The organism is Phaeobacter sp. CAU 1743, from assembly GCF_039839315.1.
Taxonomy (GTDB): domain Bacteria; phylum Pseudomonadota; class Alphaproteobacteria; order Rhodobacterales; family Rhodobacteraceae; genus Phycobacter; species Phycobacter gallaeciensis_A.
Genome location: NZ_JBDOQR010000002.1, coordinates 136757 through 162501 on the forward strand (window position 1 = coordinate 136757; position 25745 = coordinate 162501).

A 25745-nucleotide genomic window follows, 5' to 3' on the forward strand; every position below is an offset into this window, starting at 1 on the left:
AGAACCGCGAACAGCAGGAGACGAACGATGTTGGAGATTTCCGCCCGCAAGGTCGCCCAGGTGGCGATGATGGCCCGAGAGCTGGACCGGGCCGAAGGGGAGTTGCGCGCCTTTATCGACCGGATGAGCGTCGATGAGCAGGCCGAACTGACCGCGATCATGTGGATCGGTCGCGGCAGTTTCGAGGCGGAAGAGCTGTCAGAGGCGCTTGCGACGGCTCGCAGCGAAGCCACCACCCCGACCGCTGATTACCTTATCGGAACGCCGCATCTGGCCGACAATATCGAGGCCGGGCTGGAGGCCATCGGTGTGGATGTCGGGGATATCGAAGACGACGTGATCGGTCGCTGAAGGGCGCCTCACAAAAAAAGACCCGCCTGAGCGGGTCTTTTGTGTTGGCAGAGCTGTTTGGTTCAGCCTGCGTGGTCGATGATTTCCAGATGCTGGGCCAGCTTGCCGATCTCGCCCATCCATTTTTCGATCAGCTTGGGATCGCTGGGGGCAGCGTGAACGCCGGCCGGGATCTGCCGGTTCATCACCGCCTCAATGGCAAAGCTGACGGGATAGGACACGAGGCGCGCCATGGCAGTGCTGCGCTCATCGCCCCAGGCATCCATGACATAGGTCTTGTGCCAGACGACCTTGCCGTCCTTTTCCGCCTTCAGGCTGACGCAGAGAACAACCCGGTCCGCTTCGCCTTCGTCATAGGCGTTTTCGTCCCAGAACTGGTCGGACATCTCTTTCAGGCGGGCATCGCCTGCTTCGCCTTCCAGGGTCTCGACCTCCTTGAAGACATCGGCCCAGGCCTCGGACCAGCCGTTGAGCCGCAGGGTGCCGCGCACGAATTCCTTCACCGGCCAGGCCTCTTCGAACTCGTATTGCGCCATGAAGGGCAGCGAGTCGCGGTTCGGGTAGACCTCAAAGCTTTCCGGGATGGGCAGCGGCGCGTCATAGCTGCTGATCGCATCCCATGGCCGGTCCACGCGCAGCTCGGAATAATCCCGCACCGACCGCGAGGGTGAACGCAGCGCCTTCAGCACGCCAAGCGGCGACCAGCTGAATTTATAGCGGAACGGGTTCGGGGTCTTCGGAATGCCACCGCAGTAAGAGATAAAGCTGATGTGGTTCTCGGCATCATAGGCGTCCGATGCCTTGTAATCCTGCACAAGCGCGTGGGCCATCAGGTGGTCGATGCCGGGATCAAGGCCGACCTCGTTCACCAGGGCCACGCCTGCTTCGCGCGCCTTGTCATCCAGCGCGCGCATTTCCGGCGCAATGTAGGAGGAGGACACGAAATGGGCGCCTTTGGAGATCGCCAGTTCGGCCAGCTCCACGTGCCAGTCGCCGGGCAGCATTGAGACGACAACGTCCTCCGGGCTCAGCATCTGGGCCAGGTTGGCGATGGAAAAGGCGTGAATGTTGGTGGTCAGATCGCCCACCGCTTCGCGCGCCTTTTCGGGGGTGCGGTTCCACACCGCAACGTCATGGCCCGCCTCCAGAAGGCGGCGCAGGCCGGGGATGGCCGACAGGCCGGTTCCGCACCAGTGGATGGTCATGAGTGGTACTCCCTTATTTGTATTTCAGTTTGGCCAGAACGATGCTGATCACGATCAGCAAGGCACAGAAGTTGGCCAGGATCAAAGGCATGTCGCCCACCATAAGCCCGTAGATGAGCCAGAGCGAGACGGTGAGAAGGAACATCAGGTTGGCCGCCAGCGACAGGCCCGAGGTGTCCCGCGTGCTCCAGGCGCGCCAAGCCTGGGGGATCCAGCAGATCGTGCCCATCGTGCCGGCCAGATATCCGATGTAAAGTTCCATCAGTTGCCCATGTTTTCGTCAAAGGTTGCTTTGGCCCGGCCCCAGACACCGCTGCCGAGATCGCCCAGCGTCAGAAGCGAGGGCAAAAGCTGCTCGGCGTAATCGACCGAGCTTTCGGCGGGCAGCATCGAGGGCAGGTTGTCGATGGCCATCACGTCCAGAACCGGGTCCTTGGCCACGCGCAGGGCAGGGGCATCCCAGGTGGTGGCGCGGTCATAGACCGGCACCGGGTTGTAATCGCTGTCCGGATCGCAAGCGACATCGCCGATGGCGGTCAGCTTGCGCGGCTCGGTCAGGGCAGATTGCGGTACAAACACAGGCGTGCCGGGGCGCGCAAAGATGCAGTTGAGGAACAGATCGTGCTCCAGGATTTCCGGGAAGGGGCCGCCATTGGCGGTTTCCGCCATGTCCCATTTGGTAACGATGACGCCCATGGTCTCCAGCAGATCCGTCGCACCAGTGCCAACACGCCCGAGGGCTCCAATCACGATGGCGGTGGGGCGGGGGGCTTTCAGCGCGAACAGCTCGGAGGACAGATCGGCAATCAGCGAATCCTTGTCTTTGAAGACACCAACCGGGCCACAGATTTCGCCGCGCTGCTGGGCGGCCCAGCATTTCAACGTCACCGCCGCGCCTGCATAGCCGGCCCAATAGCCAAAGGCCGCAACCCGTCGGCCGCTTTCGTCCACCAGATATTCCAGGTCATAAAGCGTGCCGCCACCCTGGCGGAACCGCTCCAGCAATGCCTTGCCCGAGTGCTGACCCTTGAAGGCATGGCCGAACATGATGTGGCGGTGCGGCAAAGGCGTGCCGTCCTCGGGAAGTTCTTTCAGGCCAAAGATGATTGCCTCTGCCGGGGCCGTGGGCCAGCTGTTTTCGGCGGCGATATCGCAACCCGCATCCACATAGCCCTGCAAGGAGATCGCCCGGACCGAGCTTTTCTCGACCGTGACCTTGATGCCTGCATCGATCAGCGCCTTGGCGCCTTCGGGGGTCAGCCCGACCCGTTCTTCATTCGGGCGCTGCTCGGCCCGTACCCAGAGATGAGTCATTCTCTTGTCGTCCTTCACTCAAATATCAAAGCATGCCCTTGGCGCGGACTGCGCGCACCGAGGGGCGCTGATCCATGGTGGCCATGAAATCCCGGATCTTGGGATAATCCGCAACCGAAACCCCGTCCCCTTCGAGCCAGCTGCACACCACAAACAGATAGCAATCGGCGATACTGATCTCATCACCCAGCACAAAGGGCCCTTTAAGGCCGTTTTCGCTGATGTAGGCGGCAGAGGCGGCCATGGTTTCTGGCACTTTCGCTGTCATGTCCTCAAACGAGGATTGCTGACTGGCCCAACGGCTGCCGCGCATCTTGTGGGCATGGTTCACGTGCATGGTCGAGGCAAGGTAGTACATCACCTCGCGCATGCGGGCCTTCAGAACCGGGTCTTCGGGGCGCAGACCTGCGTCGGGAGCAAGATCGGCGATATAGTCCAGCAGAGCGCCGGTTTCGGTCAGGATGCCGCCCTCGACCGCCAGCGCAGGCACGCGGCCCTTGGGATTGATCTGCCCATAGGCGGGTTTTGTCTGCTCGGCGCTGGCAAAATCCACCTTGACCGCCTCATAGGCGATACCGGCTTCCTCAAGCGCGATGGCCACTGCAATCGAGATCGTGCCGGGAGCATAATAAAGCTGCATCTGTTTCGTCCTTCAATTCTGTCACGGGCGGTCTGCCCCATGGTCAAATCGTGGTCAAACCCGCGGTCAAAGATGGGTCTGTGCAAAATGGCGGTCGGGTGTTTCCAGATGGGGTACCGCGTTGAACAGTACCGGCGACCAGTGCCCGCCAATGGGGAACAGACGGTGCATCGAGGTATTCATGATCGCGAGCGCCATCCGGGCCATGCCGGTGATTTCGAGCATCATCGCCTGACGCATCGCCATGGAGATCAGCCCGCCCGAGGTCACCACCAATGCCGGACCTTCTCCCGCCGCGATTTCGGACAGGGCCGCTTGTGTGCGGGTTTCAAAATCGCTCCAGCTTTCGGGGGCATCATCGATTTCGCCTTCTGCCCAGGCGGCCAGCACCTGCGGCAGGTGGGCAATGAAGCCTTCGCGTTCCTGCGGGATGGCCAGCGCGTGCTGTTTCTCCATCGCCTGGGCGAGGGTGAAATACTCCATCTCGTTGAGACGGGGATCCTGCACCACCTCTTCGGTATATCCCATGCCCGCAGCGGTTTCGATGTGCCGGGTCAGGGTGCCGCAATAGATACGGGGATGGCTGGCGCCGCTGGCGCGCAGATGCTCACCCAGCCAGGCCGCCTGCTGATGGCCCAGATCGCTGAGCCGGTCATAGCTGTGCTCGTCGCGGGCCTCGGTGTTTGCCTGCCCGTGGCGGATCAGCGTGATATGAGACATCGCTTCCGTTCCTCTGATCTTTGGCCTGACTCTTAGGTGAGCAGCCCGCGACATGGAAGGAAGGTTTCAGGGATGGCGTGAAATTTACCGGGTGCCGATTTGGCACGCGTGAAAAAAATGCAGGAACGACGTTCCGGAAAAGGTTAACAAAATGTGGACATAACGCAAATGATGGAAGATGTAGGTTAACACCCGTTGGAACTGACGGGCCGTACACAAGACCGTGACCAAGGGAGAACCCGGAATGAAGATCAACCCCCAGAGATTCTTGGCGGATCTGCATACGCTGCGCTCGTTCGGGGCCTCCGGGGTCGGGAAAGGTGTGGTTCGTCCGGCCTATACCGCGGTGGAAATCGCCGCGCGCCGCTGGCTGGCGAGCCGCATGCAGGAAGCGGGGCTTGAGGTTCGGTTTGACCGGCTTGGCAATCTTTTTGGCATTGCCGGGGAGAAATCCCTGCTGATCGGTTCGCACAGCGACAGCCAGCCCGAAGGCGGGTGGCTCGACGGGGCGCTGGGCGTCATTGCGGGCTTGGAAATTGCCCGCGCCAGCAAAGAGGCCGGAGGGCCGCCGATTTCCGTTGTAAGCTTTCAGGATGAAGAGGGGCGTTTCGGCGTTCTGACCGGATCGGATGTCTGGACCGGGCGGCTGTCGATGGCAGATGCGGATCAGCAGACCGATAACGAGGGGCAAACGCTGCGGGCTGCGCGCCAACGTATGAAAGAAGGGACGGAAAAGCCCGTGCCGACGGATCTGTTCACCGGCTTTCTGGAAATGCATATCGAACAGGGGCCTACCCTGGACACCACCGGCGAAAAGATCGGCGTGGTCACTAATATCGTTGGCATCCGGGATATGCGGATCACCTTTACCGGCCGTCAGAACCATGCGGGCACGACGCCGATGCATCTGCGGCAGGATGCCTTTCAGGCGCTTTCGGCCTTTAACACCCGCCTGAACGAACGTTTTGCCGAGATCGTCACCCCGGCAACCGTCTGGACCCTTGGCCATGTTGCACTGCATCCCAATGCGTCTTCGGTGGTGCCGGGCAGGGTGACCTTCTCCATGCAGTGGCGCGATGCAGAGGCCGCGCGGCTGTTGGAGATGGAGCAGATCATCCGCCAGACCTGTGACGAGATCGCAGCGGAACGCGACGTGGAGGTGGAGATGGGACCGGTGATGGGCATCGAACCCGTTGCCATGGATGACCGCATTCAGGCGGCCCTGCGCACGGCGGCCGAGGATCTGGCGCCGCGGCAATGGCGTGACATGCCGTCGGGCGCGCTGCACGATGCGGCCAATGTGGCGCGGGTCATGCCGACGGGCATGCTTTTTGTGCCGTCAATCGGCGGCATCAGCCACGCCTTTGACGAGGACACGGACGAAGCCGATCTGACGCTGGGGCTGGAAGTTTTGGCCCAGGCGGCCGCGACCCTGTGAACAGAAATTAAATGCAGAAACCGGCGGCCTACGGGTCGCCGGAGCGTGCTGCGTGATCAGTCGGCGGTGGCCTGCGATGCCAGTCCGTCGCGGTTATAGCCGCGTTTGATCATGCGGTTGCGGTGGCTGTCGGCGGCAACCGACGCCTCGCGCAGGTTGCCATAGATGTTGATCACGCTTTGCCCATCGCGCCCTGCGACGCCCCATTCCCGAAGGACAGAGACCTCGGAAAACAGGTTCATCGCCAGTTCGATCCGGTAAAACCGGGAGGGCCGGGATGATGTTTCACGATAGAGAAGACAGGTAGCCATGAGGCGATTCTAATCGCGGTGATTCGGGTCGGCAAGAGAAAGGATGGTGAACCCGCACGGGCCGGGATCACTTTTGCACCGCTGGTTTGTTCCGGGCATCCTGCCGCCCGATGCCGACAGCCGATGATCAGCCTCAGAGCCAGTTCACATCGCCGAGGAAAATATAGCCTGCGCCGTAGATGGTCTTGATCAGCCGGGGGTTCTTGGGATCTTCGCGCAATTTGGTGCGCAGGCGTGACACACGCACATCCATGGCCCGGTCGAAACTGTCTCCGGCTGCCCCGCCAAGCGCCTCTTGCATCTGGGCGCGGGAGATCAGCCTTTTGGGACTTTCCAGAAACAGCCGCAGCACTTCGCCCTCGGCATGGGAAAAGGGCGTCTCGCCGCCGGTTTCATCCTCCAGAACATAGCGGTCGAAATGAGCCGTCCAGCCAGAGAACTGCGCCGAATTCCCGCTTTGCACCTGGGCGCGGGGGCCGCCGCGCAGACGGGCGCGGATACGGGCGACGACTTCGGTGGGATCAAAGGGTTTGGTGATGTAATCATCAGCGCCCAGCTCCAACCCGGTCACCCGGTCCTGCACCTGCGCGCGACCGGAAATGATGATCACCGCCGCGCCCTGCTCCAGCGCCAGTCTGTGCACAAGTGTCAGCCCATCGGTGTCGGGCAGCGACAGGTCAACGAGGCAGACATCTGGCGTCACGCGTTTCAAGGAGGCTTCGAATTCGCGCGCCCGGGAAAAACTCTGGGTGCGGAAACCGGCCTCTTCCAGGGTCTCGGTCAGGATCCGGCGGATTTCGGGTTCATCGTCCAGAATGGTGACAAGTGGCGCGGTCATGAAGGGGTCTCCGGTGTGATCAGCGCCGACAGCTGCTGCGTGGTAAAGGGTTTTTGCAGAACAGGCCCGCGTTTCAAAGCCTCCCGATGCATGGCATCGCCCGGGGGCAGCGACGTCATCAGGATGCAGGGCAGGGAGGATCCGGCCAGCCGGTCGACCAGATCGATCCCGGTGGCCTCACCCTCCAGCCGGATGTCGGACAGCACCAGCGCCATGTCTGGAATGTCAGCGGTCAGGGCCGAGGCTTCGTCTACGCTGGTGGCCTCAATCACGGAATAGCCAAGGTCGATCAGCATGTCGCGAAAGGTGGCGCGTAGGCTTTCGCTGTCTTCGACGAGCAGCGCGATCCCGCCCGAGGCATCCGGCGCCAGCCGGTAGGGCAGGCGCAGGGTGACGCTGGCGCCTGAGACCGTATTGGCGATGCGCATGTCGCCGCCTGTGGATTTCGCCATGTCATAAACGGTCGGCAGACCTAGGCCCGAGCCTTCGCTGCCCTTGGTGGTGAAAAACGGGTTCAGCGCCTGTTTCAGCGCCTCGGGGGAAAAGCCGGGACCAGTGTCGCTGACGCTGATTTCCAGCCAGGTTTCTCCGACCGCATGGACGCTGACGGTGATCTGCCCGGTGGTGCCGCAGGCGTCGCGGGCGTTGAAAATAAGGTTCAGCAGCGCGTCCTGCAATTTGCCCGCATCCAGCAGCAGCATCACGTCGGGCGTATTGTCGAGAATGCTGAGGCCGATTCCCTGCGGCAGCGAGGGCGAGGCGAGGATCTTCAGCTCATTGAGCAGCACATGCATGTCGGTGGCCTGCGGGCGCAGGGTGCGCTGGCCTGTCATTTCCCCGATGCGGTTCAGAAGCCGCCCACCCCGCCGTGCCGCCGAAAGGGTGCCCTGGATTAGCTCATCCGCTTCGGGGGGCAGATCCATCTTGGCCAGTTTGCCCTGAATGCCGAGGATGATGGTCAGAAGGTTGGAAAAGTCATGCGCAAGGCCGGAGGTCATCTGCGCCGCCATTTCGCGGCGGCGGGCCTGTTGCAGGGCGACGCGGGCCTGGGTTTCCTCGGTCACATCCATCGATAGGATAAAAACGCCGCCGCTGTTGTCCGGGGTAAAGGCGACGCGGATGCGGCGGCTGCCGTGTTCCTCGGTAAACTCAAAGACCGGGCTGCCACCTTTGTAGGCGGCCATCAGATGCGGTTCGATCCGGGCAAATGCAGATGGCCCTAGCGCATCCGAGATATGCATCCCCAGAATGTCAGAGGGACGGCCCGGAAAGACCGAGCTGAGCCGCCGGTTGGTGAAGGTGTAATAGCCTTCGCCATCCACGTGGGCGATATGGGCCGGCATCATTTCCGTCGTCAGACGGGTGCGGGCCTCGATCTCGGTGAGCTGGCGTTTGGCCTCTTCCAAGGCGCTGTTGGTGGCGGCCAGTTCGCGGTTTGCTGCCGACAGTTCTTCGGTATGGGCGATCAGACGGTCCGACATTTCCTCGGACCGGGCCCGCAGCAACAGTTCGACCCGTTTTGTCCGGGTGATATCGGTATAGACCGACACCCAGCCCCCCTGCGAAAGTGGTGCCCCCTCGATCGAGATCACCTGCCCGTTGGCGCGGGTGCGTTCCAGATAATGTGGAACAAAGGCAAGCGCTTGTTCGACGCGGGAGTCGACAAATTCGTCGATATCCTCGATTGGGCCGTATTCGCCGCTTTCGGCGATATACCGGATGGTTTCGTCAAAGCGCGCGCCGGGGGTTACCAGCCTGTCCGGCAGGGCGAACATCTCCTTGAACCGGCGATTACAGACTGCCAGCCGCAGATCGCTATCGTAGATCGACAGCGCCTGAGCGATCAGGTTGAGCCCGGCAGTCGTCATAGCGGCGCGTTGTTTGTCTGACTGTTTCATATGTTCTCCCGCGCTATGGCTACCACTGTGCGGCGGCGCGGCAAAGAGGTGGTCTGCTGCGGCGTGAGGGCGCGTGGCGCATTTTGCGGGTCTCGGTGTCGCGGTAAATCTGCGGTGGTTGAGGGGATGTGAAACAGGCCGGAACACATTCCTGTGATCCTGTTACAATTCGTAAGAATTGGGAAAACATCAGGAAAAAGTTGACGCACTACCATCAGACAGGTCCTAATCGGGATCAGAATCGCGGAACAGCGATCATCCGGCCAGGGGAGGCCGGAAAGGGAGGAGATAAAATTGGCTCAGACGCAGTCGGGCGCCGCAGGACTATTGTCTCTGCCGGCGCTGCTTGAACGTAACGCCACGGAATTCGCTAATCAGCCGGCTTACCGGGAAAAGGAATTCGGAATCTGGCAGTGCTGGACCTGGGCGGAAATCGCCAAGGAGATCGAAGCACTGGCGCTTGGCCTGATCAACCTAGGCATCAAGGAAGGCGATTTCATCGCCATCATTGGGCGCAACCGCCCCTACCTTTACTGGTCGATGGTTGCGGCGCAGTCCGTCGGCGCCATTCCGGTGCCGGTCTACAACGACTCTGCCGCCGAGGAACTGGCCTATGTGCTGGATCATTGCGGCGCCCGCTATGTGATCGCCGAAGACCAGGAACAGGTCGACAAGGTGATCGAGATTCAGGAGCAGCTGCACCAGCTGGAGCACGTTATCTATCTGGATCCGCGCGGCATGCGGAAATACGACCACCATGCCTTGCACCAGTACAGCCACGTGCAGGAGCAGGGCCGCGCCGCCTATGACGAATGGATCCCGGATCTGAAGGCGCGCAAGGCCAAGCTGACCTACGACAGCACCTGCGTGATGCTTTATACTTCCGGGACGACGGGCAAGCCAAAAGGCGTTGTCCTGTCCAACCGCAACGTGATCGAAAGCGCCAAGAACTCGGCTGATTTCGATAAGCTGACCCGCAACGAGAACATCCTCTCCTACCTGCCGATGGCCTGGGTGGGGGACTTCATTTTCTCGATCGGTCAGGCCTACTGGTGCGGCTTCTGCGTGAACTGCCCGGAAAGCCAGGACACCATGATGACCGACCTGCGGGAAATCGGTCCGACTTATTTCTTTGCTCCGCCGCGCGTATTCGAAGGTCAGCTGACCAGCGTCATGATCCGGATGGAAGATGCAGGTCCGCTGAAGCGCAAGATGTTCCACCACTTCCTGGCCCACGCCAAGAAGGTCGGCGGCGACATCCTGGACGGCAGGCCCGTGGGGCTGATGGACCGGCTGAAGTACAAGCTGGGTGACATTCTGGTCTACGGTCCGCTGAAAGATACCCTTGGCTATGGCCGCATTCGTGTCGGATACACCGCAGGTGAAGCCATCGGCCCGGAAATCTTCGATTTTTACCGCTCGCTGGGGATCAACCTCAAACAACTTTACGGTCAAACCGAGGCCACCGTTTTCATCACCGTGCAGCCCGATGGCGAAGTGCGGGCCGATACGGTTGGCGTCCCGGCGCCGGATGTGGAGATCCGCATCGACGACAATGGCGAGATCTTCTACCGCTCGCCCGGTGTCTTCGTGGAGTATTACAAGAACGCGGAATCCACAGCCTCGACCAAGGATCCTGAAGGCTGGGTCGCGACCGGCGATGCGGGCTTTATCGAAAACGATACGGGCCATCTGCGCATCATCGACCGGGCCAAGGACGTTGGCAAAATGGCCAGCGGTGCAATGTTTGCTCCGAAATATGTCGAGAACAAACTGAAGTTCTATCCCGACATCCTTGAGGCCGTGCTCTTTGGCAATGGCAAGGATCGTTGCGTGGCTTTCATCAACATCGACCTGACTGCCGTAGGCAACTGGGCCGAGCGCAACAACATTGCCTATGCCTCTTATCAGGAACTGGCTGGCCACCCGAAGGTTCTGGAGAGCATCCGGGAGCATGTGGAAGAGGTGAACAAATCCGTTGCCGCCGACGAAATGCTGTCGGGCTGTCAGGTGCATCGCTTTGTCGTGCTGCACAAGGAGCTGGACGCGGATGACGGTGAGATGACCCGCACCCGCAAGGTGCGCCGCCGCATCGTCGAGGACAAGTTCGCCGACATCATCACCGCGCTTTATGACGGCTCGGATCAGGTCTCGACCACCACCGAAGTTACCTATGAGGACGGCCGCAAGGGCGCCATCAGCGCCACGCTGAGCATCGTCGATGCCAAAGTTGTTCCGGTGACACCGCAGCAGGTGGCCGCAGAATGATCCGCGCGACAAAGACAGGCAGCCAGAAAAAGGGGCTGGGCACGTGAAAGACATGGAAGAAGGATACGTCACCGAAGACGGCCGCAAGATTGGCGGCGTGGTGATGGAAATGAAGAACATCACCCTGCGGTTCGGCGGTGTGGTGGCGATCAAGGACATCTCGTTCGACATCCGTCAGGGTGAGATCCGCGCGATCATCGGCCCCAACGGTGCGGGCAAGTCCTCGATGCTGAACGTGATCTCGGGGTTCTACGTCCCGCAGGAAGGTCAGGTTCTCTATCAGGGCAAGCCGCGTCCGCAGATGCGCCCCTATGAGGTTGCGCGTCAGGGTATCGCCCGGACATTCCAGAACATCGCGCTTTTCGAAGGGATGAGTGTTCTGGACAACGTGATGACCGGACGGCTCAACTACATGAAGACCGGACTGCTGAGCCAGGCGCTGTGGAAGGGCAAGGCCGAGAAGGAAGAGACCGAGAACCGCGAAGCGGTGGAGAAGGTCATCGACTTTTTGGAAATCCAGCACATCCGCAAGACCCCGGTGGCGCGTCTGCCCTATGGTCTGAAGAAACGGGTGGAACTGGCCCGCGCCCTTGCGGCCGAGCCGAGCCTGCTGCTGCTGGATGAACCGATGGCTGGCATGAACGTCGAGGAAAAAGAGGACATGTCCCGCTTTATCCTTGATGTGAATGACGAATTCGGCACCACGATCGCTCTGATCGAACACGACATGGGCGTGGTGATGGATCTGTCCGACCGGGTGGTCGTGATGGATTACGGCAAGAAGATCGGCGATGGCACGCCGGACGAAGTCCGCAACAACCAGGATGTGATCGACGCCTATCTTGGCGTTGCGCATGACTGACCATCAGACCGGCTTGAGGGAGGCGAAACATGCCTGAACAACTGATTTTTGCGATGGAAGTCACGCTCAACGGTCTGATGGCCGGCGTGCTCTATGCGCTTGTCGCGCTCGGATTTGTCCTGATCTACAAGGCATCCGGCATCTTTAACTACGCCCAGGGCGTCATGGCGCTGTTCGCGGCGATGACCCTGGTGGGGATCATGAATGGTCAGGTGCCCTTTGCGCATCTGATCAACGCGGTCTTCGGCGGCCATATCACCCATTTCGGGTGGATGATTCCGTCCTTCCTAGCGGTGATCCTGACCGTGGCGGTCATGGTTTTGCTGGCCTGGCTGGTGCAGGTTCTGGTGATGAAACATCTGGTCGGGCAGGAGCCGATCATCCTGTTTATGGCCACCATCGGTCTGGCCTATTTCCTGGAAGGCGTGGCTGACCTGATGTGGGGCTCCGAGATCAAGACGCTGGATGTGGGCATCCCGCAGGGCATCAACCTGTGGATTGATGAGACCACCTACAACATCTTTGGCTACGGCTTCTTCATCGACAACCTTGATATCGTGGCGACCGTGGTGGCGGCGCTACTGGTGACCGGTCTTGTGATTTTTGCCCAATACACCAAGCAGGGCCGCGCCATGCGCGCCGTGGCAGATGATCACCAGGCGGCGCTGTCTGTGGGTATCTCGCTGAACTTCATCTGGGTTCTGGTCTGGTCGGTTGCCGGGTTCGTGGCGCTGGTCGCAGGTATCATGTGGGGCACCAAGTCGGGCGTGCAGTTCTCGCTGTCGCTGATCGCGCTGAAGGCGCTGCCGGTTCTGATGCTGGGCGGTTTCACCTCTATCCCGGGCGCCATCGTCGGCGGCCTGATCATCGGTGTGGGTGAGAAACTGTTTGAATTTGCTATCGGCCCGATGGTCGGCGGCGCGACTGAAAACTGGTTCGCATACGTACTGGCGCTGCTGTTCCTGGTGTTCCGTCCGCAAGGCCTCTTTGGGGAGAAGATCATCGAAAGGGTCTGACGCAGCCCAATGACATCAAGGGCGGTTCCATTCGGGGAGGGATGGGGCCGCGCAGCAAGAGACTGAACGCAACATAAGAAGGAGGAAAGACGCATGAGAAAGCTCATTGCCATCGTCAATGTGATCGCCTGGTCTGGATTTTGGGCCTTTGGCTATCTGGCGCTGACCTCCGGAGATTTTTCCGACACCCAGGTCGTGATCTCCGCTCTTCTGGCTGCTGTCGGTCTTTTCACAGGGATCCTCGCCTATCTGCGGCTGGCCCGCCTGGCCGAGGCCAGCGGATACGCGAAGAAGACAAATCAACTGGACGCAGCGGCCCGCAACCGCGCGCAGGAAAAAGGGAGCATCTGAAGCATGTTCTACCGTGAAGCCGGGGACTTTAAGGTCTCTTACCAGGATGACAGCCAGACGTTTCCGATCAAGTTCGATCGCTATCGTTACTACGCGGTGCTGGCCGTGGCCTTTCTGGTCATCCCCTTTGTCATCAACGACTACTGGGCGAATGCCATCCTGCTGCCGTTCCTGATCTATTCGATCGCGGCCATCGGCCTTAACATTCTGGTCGGATATTGCGGTCAGGTCAGCCTCGGGACCGGCGGTTTCATGGCTGTGGGTGCCTATGCGGTCTACAAGTTCATGACCGCCTTCCCCGAAGTCAGCATGTTCGTGCATGTTCTTTTGGCGGGCGGTGTGACCGCGCTGGTTTGTGTGGCCTTTGGCCTGCCGTCCTTGCGCATCAAGGGCTTTTACCTGGCGGTGGCCACGCTGGCGGCGCAGTTCTTCCTGGTCTGGCTGTTTAACCGTGTGCCGTGGTTCTACAACTACTCCGCCTCGGGCCAGATCAACGCGCCTGAGCGGGATGTCTTTGGCATCGTGATCACCGGTCCCAACGCACCGGCCTGGGCGACCTATTTCTTCTGTCTGATCTTCCTGACGTTCTGCGCCATCGTCGCCCGCAACCTGACGCGCGGCACAACGGGCCGGACCTGGATGGCGATCCGCGACATGGACATTGCTGCCGAGATCATCGGGGTGAACCCGCTGAAGGCGAAACTGACAGCCTTTGCCGTCTCCGGCTTCCTTATCGGTATCTCCGGGGCGCTGTTCTTCTCGGTCTACCTTGGCGCGGTTGAGGTCGGCGAGGCCTTTGGCATCAACAAGTCGTTCCTGGTGCTGTTCATGGTGATCATCGGCGGTCTGGGCTCGATCTTCGGCTCCTTCGCGGGCGCGGCCTTCCTGGTGCTGCTGCCGGTGGTGCTGAAGGTTCTGGGCGTCGACGTGATGGGCTGGCCGACTGATATCGTGGCGCATTTCCAGCTGGTGATCGTGGGGGGGCTGATCGTGTTCTTCCTGATCGCAGAACCGCACGGGCTGGCGCAGCTGTGGCGTGTTGCCAAAGAAAAACTGAGACTCTGGCCCTTCCCGCACTGATGCGGGGACGGCAGACCATCGCGGGGACAACAGCAAGAGCCAACTCACGGGCCCCGCATCAAAAAATCGGATGAGACCAATGGGAGGAATGAACCCGATGAAACTTAAACTGACCACTCTGGCGCTGGGCGCGCTGATGGCCGCAGGGCCAGCCATGGCGGATCTCGTATTCCCGTCGCTGAGCTACCGCACCGGCCCCTACGCCGCAGGTGGCATCCCCTTCGCGGATGGCTATGCCGACTATTTCACCCTGGTGAACGAGCGTGACGGCGGCATCGGCGGCGTCAAGGCGAAGGTGATCGAATGCGAGACCGGCTATAACACCGAAAAAGGTGTGGAATGCTACGAATCCACCAAGGGCGAAGGCGCGCTGGTGTATCAGCCGCTGTCCACCGGTATCACCTACCAGCTGATCCCCAAAACCGCTGCTGACGGCATCCCGCTTCACACTATGGGCTATGGCCGGACCTCGGCTGCCAACGGCAAGGTCTTTGGCAACGTGTTCAACTACCCGGCAAACTACTGGGATGGCGCATCGGGTATCATCACCTACCTGCTGGACGAAAACGGTGGTGACATCAAAGGCAAGAAGATCGCCCTGCTGTACCACAACTCCGCCTACGGCAAGGAACCGATCCGCACCCTGGAAGAGCTGTCCAAAAAGCATGGTTTCGAACTGTCGACCCTGCCTGTTGACCACCCCGGTCAGGAGCAGAAGTCCCAGTGGCTGCAGATTCGCCGTGACCGTCCCGACTATGTCGTTATGTGGGGCTGGGGCGTGATGAACCAGGTTGCCATTCAGGAAGCCGCAAACGTCCGCTATCCGATGGAAAACTTCATCGGCGTTTGGTGGTCCGGTGCCGAGCATGACGTCCTGTCCGCCGGTGCGAAGGCCAATGGCTACAAGGCTGTGACCTTCCACAACGTTGGCCGCGACTTCCCGGTGTTTGATGACATGCAGAAATATGTTGTCGACAAGGGCCTGGCTGCCGGTGCAGGCGATCAGATCGGTAATGTGCTTTATAACCGTGGCATGTACGCGGCGATGCTGGCTGTCGAAGCGGCCAAGACCGCCCAGGAAATGCACGGCACCAAGGACATCACCCCGGCGATGATGCGCGATGGCATGGAGGCCCTGGAAATGCCCGAAGCCCGTATGTCGGCGCTTGGCATGCCCTACTTCGGTCCGTCCTTCAACGTTTCCTGTGAAAACCACGGTGGCCCCGGCCTCGTCGGCATGACCCAGTGGAACGCAGAGACCAAGACCTGGAGCCTGATCTCGGATTTCCAGAAGACCGACACCGCTGTAATCCAGCCGCTGATCGAAGCTGACTCCGCTTCCTATGCGGAGGAAAACAACATCGAACCGCGCTGCAACTGATAGTGCTCGTGGTCCCGCCTTTTGGGGCGGGACCGGACTCAAAACCGGTGTGGCGGCCAGCCGCCACACCACCTCCGAAGAGACACCGATCCGGGCGCCTGCGAATGAATACGGCTCGCCCCGGACCAGGCCGCAACAGGCCGTGACCGCATGAGGACAAACTTTGATGCTCGACGCAGCAAACACCACCGATGTGCAGGCCGAAACCCTGCTTGAGGTCAACAATATCGAGGTGATCTACAACCACGTGATCCTCGTGCTGAAAGGCGTCAGCCTGAAGGTTCCAAAAGGCGGTATCACCGCGCTGCTGGGCGGCAATGGCGCCGGCAAGACAACGACACTGAAGGCGGTTTCGAACCTGCTGCATTCCGAGCGCGGTGAAGTGACCAAAGGGTCGATCAAATACCGCGGCGAGGTGATGCACGATCAGGATCCCGCCGAAGTGGTCCGCAAGGGCGTCATCCAGGTGATGGAAGGCCGCCATTGTTTCGAACACCTCACCGTTGAGGAAAACCTGATGACCGGCGCCTATACCCGCGCCGATGGCAAGGGCGATATCCAGCGCGATCTGGAGATGGTCTACAGCTATTTCCCGCGCCTGAAGGAACGCCGCAAATCCCAGGCTGGCTATACCTCCGGGGGTGAGCAGCAGATGGTGGCCATGGGCCGCGCCCTGATGAGCCGCCCGGAAACCATCCTGCTGGACGAACCTTCGATGGGTCTGGCGCCGCAGCTGGTGGAGCAGATTTTCGGCATCGTGAAATCGATCAACGAAAACGAAGGCGTGACCTTCCTGCTCGCGGAACAGAATACCAACGTGGCGCTGCGCTTTGCGCATTATGGTTACATCCTGGAATCCGGCCGCGTGGTGATGGATGGACCTGCCGCCGAACTGCGCGAAAACCCGGACGTGAAGGAATTCTATCTCGGCATGTCGGACGAAGGGCGCAAGAGCTTCCGCGATGTGCGGTCCTACCGCCGCCGCAAACGGTGGCTGAGCTGATGCGGGGTGATGAGGACATGAGTTTTTTTGACATTCTTGAAACCCGCTCGGCGGATGAACGTGCCGCGGATATCGCCAAGGCGCTGCCGGAGCAGATCGCCCGCGCCAAAACCGCGCCGGGATATGGATCGGCGCTGGCCGATGTGGATCCTGCGGCGATCACCTCGGCTGCGGATCTGGCCGCGCTTCCGGTGCTACGCAAATCCGAGCTGAGCCGTGCCCAGGCCGAGAATGCCCCCTTTGGTGGCTTCACGGTGAAACCGGCGCATGGGTTCGCGCATATCTTCCAGTCGCCGGGTCCGATTTATGAACCGGGCGGCAGCGAACATGACTGGTGGCGCATGGGCCGCTTCCTGCACGCGGCAGGCATTGGCGCTGGCGATGTGGTGCAAAACTGTTTCGGCTACCACCTGACTCCGGCTGGCATGATCTTTGAAAGCGGCGCCCGCGCCGTTGGCGCTGCGGTTCTGCCCGCAGGCACCGGTCAGACCGAATTGCAGGTCACAGCCGCCCGCGATGTGGGGGCGACCGCCTATGCGGGCACTCCGGATTTCCTCAAGGTGATCCTGGACAAGGCCGATGCCATGGGCGTGAAGCTGGGCTATACCAAGGCGGCGGTCGGGGGCGGCGCGCTGTTTCCGTCGCTGCGTCAGGAATACGCCGACCGGGGCATCACCTGTCTGCAAAGCTATGCAACGGCTGATCTCGGCAACATCGCCTACGAGAGCGCCGCGATGGAAGGCATGATCGTTGACGAGCGTGTCATCGTTGAGATTGTGACACCCGGCACGGGCACCCCTGTTGCGCCGGGCGAGGTGGGCGAGGTCGTGGTGACGACGCTCAACCCCGATTATCCGCTGATCCGTTTTGCCACTGGCGATCTGTCTGCGGTTCTGCCCGGGATGTCGCCTTGCGGCCGCACCAACATGCGGATCAAGGGCTGGATGGGCCGCGCGGATCAGACCACCAAGATTAAGGGCATGTTCGTGCGCCCGGAACAGGTGGCAGCGCTGGTCGACAAGCATGACGAGATCGTCAAGGCGCGCGTCATTGCCACCCGTGACGGCGAAATGGACGCGATGACTGTTCAGATCGAAGCCACCGGCGGCGATGAGGTTGGGTTTGGGAAATCGGTGATCGAAGTGCTGAAGCTGAAAGGCAAGATCGAAGTGGTTGCCCCCGGTGCCCTGCCCAAGGACGGCCTGGTGATCGAGGATCAGCGCAGCTACGACTGATCCGCAGCCTTACACAGACATGGAGAGCCGGGCCCCGTAAGGACGCCCGGCTTTTTTCTATCCGAAACCGGGGCCGGGCGTATTCGCCGCAGGGCAGGGCGCTTGCCAGTTTCCTGCTGGAGTTTCCGACAAAAATGATCGAAATAGAGGGGTGTTCCGACCCGCAGTGGGATTCACCAAAGCGATGAGCGACCGATGACTGAAGCCAGCCACACTCCAGACTACGCCCCAAAGGGAAGCCGCCTTGGGCGCAAGGCCGGGACACGCGTCTTTGCCGTGCTGGGCTGGGTCGTGGCGCTGGCTTGCGTCCTGCCGATGCTGGCCGTGGCGCTGGCGGGGATGGTTGGCGGCACGGATACCATCGCGCATCTGGCCGGGACGGTGCTGCCACGCTACCTGATCACGACGGTGGTACTGGTGGTACTGGTCTCACTTGGAACCCTATTGCTGGGTGTTGGGGCGGCTTGGCTTGTCACCATGACCCGTTTTCCTGGCGTGCGCCTGTTCGAGGTCGCGTTGGTCCTGCCGCTGGCCTTCCCCGCTTATGTGCTGGCCTATGCCTATACCTTTGTTCTGGATCACCCCGGCATCGTGCAGACCACCCTGCGACAGGTGACGGGCTGGGGGCCGCGCGATTACTGGTTCCCGGAGATCCGCTCTCCGGGTGGGGCAGCGGTGATGCTGATCTTCGTCCTTTATCCCTATGTCTATCTGCTGGCGCGGGCGGCATTCTTGCAGCAAAGCGCTGGCGCCTTTCTGGCAGCGCGGGCGCTTGGCAAGAGCGCATGGGAGGCCTTCTGGCGTGTCAGCCTGCCGATGGCGCGGCCAGCGATTGCCTCGGGCGTGCTGTTGGCGGTGATGGAGACCATCGCCGATTTCGGTACCGTGTCCTATTTCGGGGTGCAGACCTTTGCCACGGGGATCTATACCAGTTGGTTCTCGCTCGCGGATCGCGCCGGGGCGGCGCAGCTCGCGCTCTGCCTTCTCAGCTTTGCGTTGATGCTGGCGGTAGTGGAACGCTCCACCCGCGGCAAGGCGCGCTATCATCAGGCGGGCAAGCACCACGCTGAAATGCCGCCTGCTGACCTCACCGGTTTGCGCGCCGTTGCGGCTTGGGTGCTCTGCGCGATTCCGGTGGTTTTGGGCTTTGTGCTGCCGGTGGTGATCCTGTGCAATATGGGGCTGCAATCCGAACAGGACCTGTTCAGCCGCCGTTATATCGGGTTCATCCAGAACTCTCTGCTTCTAGCCTCGACTGCTGCGGTGATCACCGTGCTGGCGGCGGTGATCCTTGGCTTTTATCAGCGACTGCGCCCGGGGCGCAGTTCTGCACTCGCGGCATATATGTCACGGCTGGGCTATGCGGTGCCGGGCGGGGTGATCGCGGTGGGGCTGATGGTACCTTTCGCGGCCTTTGACAACGCTCTCGATGCCTGGATGCGGGCGACCTTTGATATTCGCACCGGCTTGCTGATCACCGGATCCATCTGGCTCTTGGTGGCCGCCTATATGGTGCGGTTCCTCGCGGCGGCTCTTGGTGCCTATGAGAGCGGCCAGTCCACCGTGCACGCCAATATGGATGCGGCCGCCCGGTCGCTGGGACAAAGCCCGCTGGGCATGCTGCGCCGGGTGCATCTGCCGATCCTGACGCCAAGCCTGCTGACCGCGCTGCTGATTGTTTTCGTGGATGTGATGAAGGAACTGCCCGCAACGCTGATCATGCGGCCATTCAATTACGATACGCTGGCGGTGCAGGCCTACCGGCTGGCCTCGGACGAGCGGCTGGAGGGCGCTGCGGTGCCGTCGCTGGTCATCATGGCGGTGGGGTTACTGCCGGTGATCCTGATCTGCCGACAGGTTGGACGCCGCCGTTAGGCGTGCCCACCTGTCTGGCTCTGAGCGTCAGGCTGGCCCGTCCACCAGGCCTCGATTTGTTCAGGGGAAATCCGCCCGGCAGGCCCAAGCCCGACCAGAAGGGTTTCGTCGGCATCGCAGTGACGGGCTTCGACATGGCGGCCGACGATATGCAGCTCATAGGCACCGCCAGTGGTCAGCACGTAGCCTTTCATGCGGTAAAGACCGTCGGGGCGGCTGGCCAGTTTGTCACCCAATGCGCGGCGATCCAGAACATCGCGGCTTTGATGTTGCCAGGTGGCATAGGCGGGATGCGCGGCCACGGAGCGGCCTTTGGGCAGGGGCACGACGTCAAACAGGAGATCAGAAACTGGCGCACCATCCAGAACCGTCGGGGTACGCGCCCCCGCGGCCTTCAATTGGTCAGCCAGATCCGCATCGATATCTTCGCATTTGGAGACCAGAACCAGGTCAGCGGCGCGGATTTGCTGCAGCACCTGGGGGGCAATCTCTTCATCCTGCAGAAGGGTATCGGCATTGAGCCCATCCACCACGGTGACAATGCCGGCATAGCTAAAGCCGCTTTCGCCCATGACGGTATTTGCGATGGCGACTGGATCGGAGATACCGCTGGCCTCGATCACCAGATGGCCGGGCTGTTCCGGCCGATCCAGGATTTGCCGCAGCGTCAGCGCCAGATCCGTTCCCATGGTGCAGCAGATGCAACCATTGGTCAGGGCGATGGTGCCGTTTTCCGTATCGCGGATCAGATCGGCGTCGATGTTGATGGCGCCGAAATCGTTAACGATGACGGCCAAGTCCAGCCCGTGCGACTCGGCGAGGATGCGATTGATGAGGCTGGTTTTACCTGCGCCGAGGTAACCGCTGATAATCGTGACAGGCACCCTTTTCACAGCATGGTTCCTTGTCGTGCGATATCCCGGAAACCCTGCATGTGCCTTTAACCCCTCACTTGAAAATTCCGCAAATCTATAGGCGGCAGTAGGGTGCAGGTCCAGAAATTCAGCAACAAAGTTGCCGGATTGCAGGCGTAAAGGCGCTAAAGGATCATTTTGGGAGCGGGCAATGGCCGATTCTGAAAATCCGGGTCTTGAGTTGAGACATTCTGACCATCTGCGACTCTCAAAAAGGACAAAAAGGCGCGAGGGGGCCTCGCGCCTTTTTTAAAATTCGAATCATCCTGAGGTGGATTATTTCCAGCCTACCGCATCAAAGATCTTCTGTGCTTCGGGGATGTTCTTGGCCACGTCGGACAGGTTGATGTCGTCGGGTTTGAAATGGCCAAGGGCAGCGATGCTGGGGGCGAGGCCCACGCCCGGCACGGCCGGGTATTCGTCATTGCCCGCCGAGAAATACTGCTGCGCCTGATCCGAGGCGAGATACTCGAGGAACTTGATCGCGTTATCGCGGTTCGGGGCATGTGCAGCAACGCCGCCACCGGACAGGTTCATATGCGCGCCTTGTTCGTTCTGCGCCGGGAAGATCCAGCCGATCATGTCACGCGAATCGGAAAGGCCTTTGACGTCTTTGCGGATCGAGCGGGCAAAGTAATAGCTGTTCGCCACGGAAATTTCGCACTCGCCCGAGACGATGCCGCGCAGCTGGTCGGTGTCACCACCTTGCGGATCACGCGCCATGTTGGCAACCACGCCTTCGGCCCAGGATTTGGCGACATCGCTGCCCTGGTGGGTGATGATCGAGGCCAGCAGGGTCTGGTTGTAGGTGTTGGTCGAGGAGCGGATACAGACCAGCCCCTTGTACGCCGGATCGGCCAGATCAAGGTAGGTCTGCGGCGGGTTGGCCACGTCAGCCTTGTCGTAGAAGATGATCCGGGCGCGCTGGGAAAAGCCGAACCACTGGTTGTCCGCGTCCTGCAGATAACCGGGTACGCGCGCCTCCAGCACGTCGCTGTCGATGGATTGCAGCACGCCTGCATCCTTGGCGCGGGCCAGCCGCGAGGTGTCGACGGTCAGCAGGATATCGGCAGGGGAATTCTCGCCCTCGGCCTGCATGCGGGCAATCAGCTCATCCGCCTTGCCTTCGATCCGGTTGATGCGGATGCCGGTTGCCTCTTCGAAGTCCGAATAAAGGCGTTCATCGGTGTCGTAATGGCGCGAGGAATAGAGGTTTACCTCTCCCTCGGCGGCGGCAGAGGTTGCAATGGTGGCGGCCAGAGCGCCTGCCAGTATCGTGGTCGCTTTCAACATGGTTACTCCCATCAAGCTTCGGTATGTCTTTCCGACTGATTTAGTCGATTATAGGATTCCGAAGCGGAAGAAAACAAAAACTGACAATTTTACTTGGAGAAAATTCACGGGCTGGCTGCGGGTCAGTGGGCAAGGTCGTATCGGCTCGTTTCGGTAATCGCCGCCGCCAAAACGCAAAAAACCGCATCCGAAGATGCGGTTTTCAAAATACGCTGTGACTGTCGTGCAGTCCCAGATCCGGTCTGGTGGATCTTAGCCCTGACGCGCTTTGAAGCGGCGCTGGGTCTTGTTGATCACGTAGACGCGGCCCTTGCGACGCACAACGCGGCAGTCACGGTGCCGGTTCTTGAGCGAGCGGAGCGAGTTCTTGACCTTCATGGTCCTTCTCCTGTTCTGCGGCGCGAACCAGCGCCTGGGTTAGCGGGTGTTCCGACCCGTGGGCCAAAACAATGAATTCATGGTGGGCGATACAAGGTTCGAACTTGTGACCCCTTCGATGTCAACGAAGTGCTCTACCGCTGAGCTAATCGCCCATGAAACCCTTGCAACTTCCTGCCCCAGAAACAAACGGGGCGCGGGATGCCGCGCCGGTGAAGGGGTCTATAATAAGAGTCGCGGAGGGGTGCAAGAGCTTTTGACCCCAGAAATTTCCAGTCTATGCTGTTTTTAGATCTAAGGGGCCGGAGCCGGGATGTCCGACGCAGCATTTTCTGTCATGTCGCCGCAAAATCTGCGGTCTGCAATCGTTTTTGCATCGCCTCATAGTGGCGCCGATTACCCGCCGCAGTTCCTTGAACAATCGATTCTCGATCCGCACCGGATCCGCAGTTCCGAAGATGCCTTTGTCGACCGGCTTTTTGCTGCAGCACCTGAATATGGTGCGCCGCTGCTAAGAGCGGTAAAGCCGCGCGCCTATCTGGATTTGAACCGCTCTCCGGAGGAGTTGGACCCGGCGCTGATCGAAGGAGTGATGCGGCGCGGCCAGAATCCCCGTGTGGCCTCGGGACTGGGGGTGATTCCCCGGGTCGTTGCGGGCGGCCAGGCGATCTACCGGGGTAAACTGCCCCTGACCGAGGCCCGCAGGCGCATCGACAGCTACTGGCGGCCCTATCATCGGGCGCTGCAGGGATTGCTGGATGAGGCCCATATCGGGTTTGGCCATGCGATTCTGATCGATTGTCACTCGATGCCGCACGAGGCGCTGGAAACCATGCCCACCCGGTCGGGGCAGATGCCGGACGTGGTACTGGGGGATCGGTTTGGGGCTGCGGCGGCGGGTGAGATCGTTGATCGTGTCGAAGCCGCCTTTACCAGTGTCGGTTTGCGGGTGGCCCGCAACGCACCCTTTGCCGGCGCCTATATTACGCAGGCCTACGGCCGCCCGTCGCGCAATCAGCACGCGATCCAGGTGGAAATCGACCGCTCTCTTTATATGGATGAGGCCACGATCCGGCCCAATGGCAATTTCGCCATCCTTCAGGATGCTTTGCGTGGTGTCATCGCAGCAATGACAGATTCGGTGCAGGAACAGCGTCCGCTTGCCGCCGAGTAAGAGCCCGCTGCGGGTCTGGGCAGGAGCGATCCTAACGCAAGGCACGCCCTTTCAGGATGGCGCCATCTCCAAACCGTTTGCGGATGGCATCGCTGGCCCGTTCGGCCCCGGCACGCTGGCTGGCCTGCGGGTCCAGAAGGTCGCCGGTCACATCGGCCTGATCGGCGGGCACCAGATCGGAAATGCCGCAGCCAAGCAGGCGATAAGGCCCCTGATCGCCCACCTGATCCAACAGGGCGCGTGCTGTGCGATAGATCGTATCGGCCATCTGGGTGGGGCTGCGCAGGGCGATGCGGCGGGTCAGGGCCGAATGATTAGCCCGTTTCAGTTTCAGCGTCACCACGCGCCCGGCCTTTTCCTTGGCCTTGGCCCGGTCCGACACCTGAGTCGCCAGCCGCCACAGATGGCCGTCCAGAACTTCGGTATTGGCTGTATCCTCAAAAAACGTTGTTTCCTTGGATATCGATTTCACTGGCGCATTGGCGGAAACGCGGCGCCGGTCCTCGCCCCGGGCCAGATGCCACAGCCGGTCCCCCATCGAGCCGAAGCGGGCGTGCAGATCTTGCCGGTCCCAGCGCAGAAGATCAGCAAAAGTGCGGATCCCCGCCTTGTCCAGCGAAGCCTGCGCCGCAGGACCAATGCCCCAGATCAGCCGCACCGGTTTGTCGTGCAGGAAATCTGCGGTCTCGGATTTACCGATCACCGAAAATCCGCGCGGCTTGTCCAGATCCGAGGCAACCTTGGCCAGGAATTTGTTGTGGCTGAGGCCGATCGAGCCGGTGATTCCCAACTCGTCCTTCATGCGTTTGACCAACCGCGCCAGCATCACGGCGGGCGGCGCCCCGTGCAGTTTTTCGGTGCCGGACAGATCCATGAAGGCTTCGTCCAGTGACAGCGGTTCCACATCCGGCGTCAACTCGTTCATCATTTCGCGTACGGCGCGGCTCACCTCGGCATAGACCTGCATCCGGGGCTTGATTACCACTGCATCGGGGCAAAGCTTCAGCGCCTGAAACATCGGCATCGCGGATTTGACGCCGCGGATACGCGCCACATAGCAGGCGGTGGAGACCACCCCGCGCCGCCCGCCGCCGATGATCACCGGCTTGTCGGCCAGTGCCGGGTCATCGCGTTTCTCCACGCTGGCATAGAAGGCATCGCAATCCATATGGGCGATGGTCAGCGAAAAAAGCTCGTCATGCACCTTGACGCGCGGACTGCCGCAGGCCGGGCAACGCAGTGGGCGCCGCTGCGGCGGTGCGATCTGGCGCAGGCAGTCTCGGCACAGGGCGGAAGACTGCGAAGATGTGGATGAGGCGGGCATGGCAGGCGGGTAGGGGGCTTCGTTGAAACGGTGCAGGATGAGTTTACTCCGGCCCGGCAATATTGTCTTTAGGTCATCGCGGGGCCATGTTCATGTCATGACATTTTCAGGTGCAAAACTGGCCTTGTTTCTGGGCCAGAAAATCGTGGTCATCCTGCGCGATGACAAGCCCGACATTCCCTATCCCGGTCATTGGGATCTGCCCGGCGGCGGACGGGAGCAAGAGGAAAGCCCCGAGGTTTGCGCGCTGAGAGAAACCGAGGAAGAGATCGGGCTGCAACTGGCCCCGTCTGATCTGGTCTGGTCGCGCCGCTACAGTCGGCCGCGCGGGTATGTCTGGTTCTTTGTCACCCATCAGCCTGCGGGATTGGTGTCGGACATCCGATTGGGTTCGGAAGGGCAGCGGTGGGCTCTGATGGATCCGCGGGAGTATTGCGAACATCCCCTTGCCGTGCCGCATTTCGCCGAACAGCTCTCGGGCTATCTGAGCGAGGCCAGAGCTTAGCGCCGGGCGCTGTGGAGGTTTTTCAAGAAAAATCCCCCGCGCGAAACGGCGGGGGCAGGTGACGAACCTCAGGAAGAAGAGTTCGTCTGGGGAGTGTTGAGACCAGAATCGCTGATCCGACTCCCTGACGCAAATTTTGCGCTTCCCCGAAATGGACGCTCTGCCACAGCCTGTGCTTTTCCGGGCACAGCTGTGTGACGGCTCTGGGGAGGCCAGTTTTGGTATTCTAGTTAAATATTATAAGGTTGACGTAAGGTCAGGGTGATTTTCAGGAAATTTCAGCGGAAAATATTTTGCCGACCATGTCGTGCAAAATTTGCCTGAAAATTGGGCAAACCGCGGTGGTGCGGTTTGCCGGATGGGCGCGGCAG

At 60.7% G+C, this 25745-nt stretch carries 25 protein-coding genes and 1 tRNA gene; 13 read left to right on the top strand and 13 right to left on the bottom strand.

Translation table 11 applies throughout. The features are described 5' to 3' along the window. Nucleotides 1–27: 27 nt before the first annotated feature. Nucleotides 28–351, top strand: a complete 324-nt coding sequence (locus AAFO90_RS01490; protein ID WP_065271795.1) for a DUF3775 domain-containing protein — start codon at nucleotides 28–30, stop codon at nucleotides 349–351. 62 nt (nucleotides 352–413) lie between these two features. Here AAFO90_RS01490 and AAFO90_RS01495 read toward each other — a convergent pair whose 3' ends face one another. The 5 genes from AAFO90_RS01495 to AAFO90_RS01515 all read right to left on the bottom strand — a co-directional run bounded on the left by AAFO90_RS01495 (nucleotide 414) and on the right by AAFO90_RS01515 (nucleotide 4230). Then, nucleotides 414–1556, bottom strand: coding sequence for a saccharopine dehydrogenase family protein (locus tag AAFO90_RS01495; protein ID WP_347508275.1), 1143 nt, complete (start codon nucleotides 1554–1556; stop codon nucleotides 414–416). A 13-nt stretch (nucleotides 1557–1569) separates the two neighbouring features. Continuing rightward, nucleotides 1570–1818, bottom strand: a complete 249-nt coding sequence (locus tag AAFO90_RS01500) for a SemiSWEET transporter (protein ID WP_065271793.1) — start codon at nucleotides 1816–1818, stop codon at nucleotides 1570–1572. Beyond that, on the bottom strand, nucleotides 1818–2870 hold the full coding sequence (locus AAFO90_RS01505) for a saccharopine dehydrogenase (protein ID WP_347508276.1): 1053 nt from the start codon (nucleotides 2868–2870) through the stop codon (nucleotides 1818–1820). Before AAFO90_RS01505 ends, AAFO90_RS01500 begins: the two co-directional genes overlap by 1 nt. Before the next feature lie 25 nt (nucleotides 2871–2895). Then, complete coding sequence (locus AAFO90_RS01510) at nucleotides 2896–3510, bottom strand: glutathione S-transferase family protein (protein WP_274829831.1); 615 nt, start codon at nucleotides 3508–3510, stop codon at nucleotides 2896–2898. 66 nt (nucleotides 3511–3576) lie between these two features. Further along, nucleotides 3577–4230 (bottom strand): histidine phosphatase family protein, encoded by a 654-nt coding sequence (locus AAFO90_RS01515; RefSeq protein ID WP_347508277.1) that lies wholly within the window; start codon nucleotides 4228–4230, stop codon nucleotides 3577–3579. Nucleotides 4231–4474: 244 nt separating this feature from the next. Here AAFO90_RS01515 and AAFO90_RS01520 point away from each other — a divergent pair, with 244 nt between their 5' ends. After that, entirely contained in the window at nucleotides 4475–5668 is a 1194-nt protein-coding gene (locus tag AAFO90_RS01520; protein ID WP_347508278.1) for a hydantoinase/carbamoylase family amidase, read from the top strand. Between the two features lie 56 nt (nucleotides 5669–5724). Here AAFO90_RS01520 and AAFO90_RS01525 read toward each other — a convergent pair whose 3' ends face one another. The 3 genes from AAFO90_RS01525 to AAFO90_RS01535 all read right to left on the bottom strand — a co-directional run bounded on the left by AAFO90_RS01525 (nucleotide 5725) and on the right by AAFO90_RS01535 (nucleotide 8715). Then, complete coding sequence (locus AAFO90_RS01525) at nucleotides 5725–5979, bottom strand: WGR domain-containing protein (RefSeq protein ID WP_065271789.1); 255 nt, start codon at nucleotides 5977–5979, stop codon at nucleotides 5725–5727. A gap of 133 nt (nucleotides 5980–6112) precedes the next feature. Continuing rightward, nucleotides 6113–6817 (bottom strand): response regulator transcription factor, encoded by a 705-nt coding sequence (locus tag AAFO90_RS01530; RefSeq protein WP_347508279.1) that lies wholly within the window; start codon nucleotides 6815–6817, stop codon nucleotides 6113–6115. After that, entirely contained in the window at nucleotides 6814–8715 is a 1902-nt protein-coding gene (locus AAFO90_RS01535) for a PAS-domain containing protein (protein WP_347508280.1), read from the bottom strand. Before AAFO90_RS01535 ends, AAFO90_RS01530 begins: the two co-directional genes overlap by 4 nt. 294 nt (nucleotides 8716–9009) lie before the next feature. Between AAFO90_RS01535 and AAFO90_RS01540 the strand changes: the two genes are divergently transcribed. The 9 genes from AAFO90_RS01540 to AAFO90_RS01580 all read left to right on the top strand — a co-directional run bounded on the left by AAFO90_RS01540 (nucleotide 9010) and on the right by AAFO90_RS01580 (nucleotide 19786). Further along, a complete protein-coding gene (locus AAFO90_RS01540) occupies nucleotides 9010–10983 on the top strand; it encodes an AMP-binding protein (protein ID WP_274838150.1) in 1974 nt (657 codons plus the stop codon). Nucleotides 10984–11035: 52 nt separating this feature from the next. Then, complete coding sequence (locus tag AAFO90_RS01545; RefSeq protein WP_116560346.1) at nucleotides 11036–11845, top strand: ABC transporter ATP-binding protein; 810 nt, start codon at nucleotides 11036–11038, stop codon at nucleotides 11843–11845. Between the two features lie 29 nt (nucleotides 11846–11874). Next, nucleotides 11875–12861: a branched-chain amino acid ABC transporter permease gene (locus AAFO90_RS01550; protein WP_347508281.1), complete on the top strand. Its 987-nt coding sequence runs from the start codon at nucleotides 11875–11877 to the stop codon at nucleotides 12859–12861. Nucleotides 12862–12954: 93 nt separating this feature from the next. Further along, complete coding sequence (locus tag AAFO90_RS01555) at nucleotides 12955–13212, top strand: hypothetical protein (protein ID WP_065271783.1); 258 nt, start codon at nucleotides 12955–12957, stop codon at nucleotides 13210–13212. A gap of 3 nt (nucleotides 13213–13215) precedes the next feature. Continuing rightward, nucleotides 13216–14292 (top strand): branched-chain amino acid ABC transporter permease, encoded by a 1077-nt coding sequence (locus AAFO90_RS01560; RefSeq protein WP_065271782.1) that lies wholly within the window; start codon nucleotides 13216–13218, stop codon nucleotides 14290–14292. Between the two features lie 97 nt (nucleotides 14293–14389). Next, nucleotides 14390–15673, top strand: coding sequence for an ABC transporter substrate-binding protein (locus AAFO90_RS01565; RefSeq protein ID WP_347508282.1), 1284 nt, complete (start codon nucleotides 14390–14392; stop codon nucleotides 15671–15673). Nucleotides 15674–15839: 166 nt separating this feature from the next. Next, on the top strand, nucleotides 15840–16676 hold the full coding sequence (locus AAFO90_RS01570; RefSeq protein ID WP_065271781.1) for an ABC transporter ATP-binding protein: 837 nt from the start codon (nucleotides 15840–15842) through the stop codon (nucleotides 16674–16676). Nucleotides 16677–16693: 17 nt separating this feature from the next. Next, entirely contained in the window at nucleotides 16694–17911 is a 1218-nt protein-coding gene (locus AAFO90_RS01575) for a phenylacetate--CoA ligase family protein (RefSeq protein WP_274835304.1), read from the top strand. Between the two features lie 195 nt (nucleotides 17912–18106). Beyond that, on the top strand, nucleotides 18107–19786 hold the full coding sequence (locus AAFO90_RS01580) for an iron ABC transporter permease (protein ID WP_065271780.1): 1680 nt from the start codon (nucleotides 18107–18109) through the stop codon (nucleotides 19784–19786). On the opposite strand, the gene AAFO90_RS01585 is transcribed toward AAFO90_RS01580, so the two are convergent. The 4 genes from AAFO90_RS01585 to AAFO90_RS01600 all read right to left on the bottom strand — a co-directional run bounded on the left by AAFO90_RS01585 (nucleotide 19783) and on the right by AAFO90_RS01600 (nucleotide 22526). Next, on the bottom strand, nucleotides 19783–20679 hold the full coding sequence (locus tag AAFO90_RS01585; RefSeq protein WP_274833035.1) for a CobW family GTP-binding protein: 897 nt from the start codon (nucleotides 20677–20679) through the stop codon (nucleotides 19783–19785). The two genes, AAFO90_RS01580 and AAFO90_RS01585, sit on opposite strands and share 4 nt — an antisense overlap. A 297-nt stretch (nucleotides 20680–20976) precedes the next feature. Next, complete coding sequence (locus AAFO90_RS01590) at nucleotides 20977–21993, bottom strand: Fe(3+) ABC transporter substrate-binding protein (RefSeq protein WP_065271778.1); 1017 nt, start codon at nucleotides 21991–21993, stop codon at nucleotides 20977–20979. A gap of 252 nt (nucleotides 21994–22245) precedes the next feature. After that, nucleotides 22246–22371 (bottom strand): type B 50S ribosomal protein L36, encoded by a 126-nt coding sequence (ykgO, locus tag AAFO90_RS01595; protein WP_008562923.1) that lies wholly within the window; start codon nucleotides 22369–22371, stop codon nucleotides 22246–22248. Nucleotides 22372–22451: 80 nt separating this feature from the next. Then, nucleotides 22452–22526: transfer RNA gene (locus AAFO90_RS01600), tRNA-Val, on the bottom strand. 158 nt (nucleotides 22527–22684) lie between these two features. On the opposite strand from AAFO90_RS01600, the gene AAFO90_RS01605 reads away from it, so the two are divergent. Continuing rightward, nucleotides 22685–23545: an N-formylglutamate amidohydrolase gene (locus AAFO90_RS01605; RefSeq protein WP_347508283.1), complete on the top strand. Its 861-nt coding sequence runs from the start codon at nucleotides 22685–22687 to the stop codon at nucleotides 23543–23545. Between the two features lie 31 nt (nucleotides 23546–23576). Here the strand turns inward: AAFO90_RS01605 and AAFO90_RS01610 are convergent, their stop codons facing one another. Continuing rightward, a complete protein-coding gene (locus AAFO90_RS01610; protein WP_274833201.1) occupies nucleotides 23577–24869 on the bottom strand; it encodes a DNA polymerase IV in 1293 nt (430 codons plus the stop codon). Nucleotides 24870–24966: 97 nt separating this feature from the next. Between AAFO90_RS01610 and AAFO90_RS01615 the strand changes: the two genes are divergently transcribed. Beyond that, nucleotides 24967–25374 carry an NUDIX hydrolase gene (locus AAFO90_RS01615; RefSeq protein ID WP_347508284.1) on the top strand — a complete coding sequence of 136 codons (408 nt, stop codon included), beginning with the start codon at nucleotides 24967–24969 and terminating at the stop codon, nucleotides 25372–25374. The last annotated feature ends 371 nt before the right edge of the window (nucleotides 25375–25745 follow it).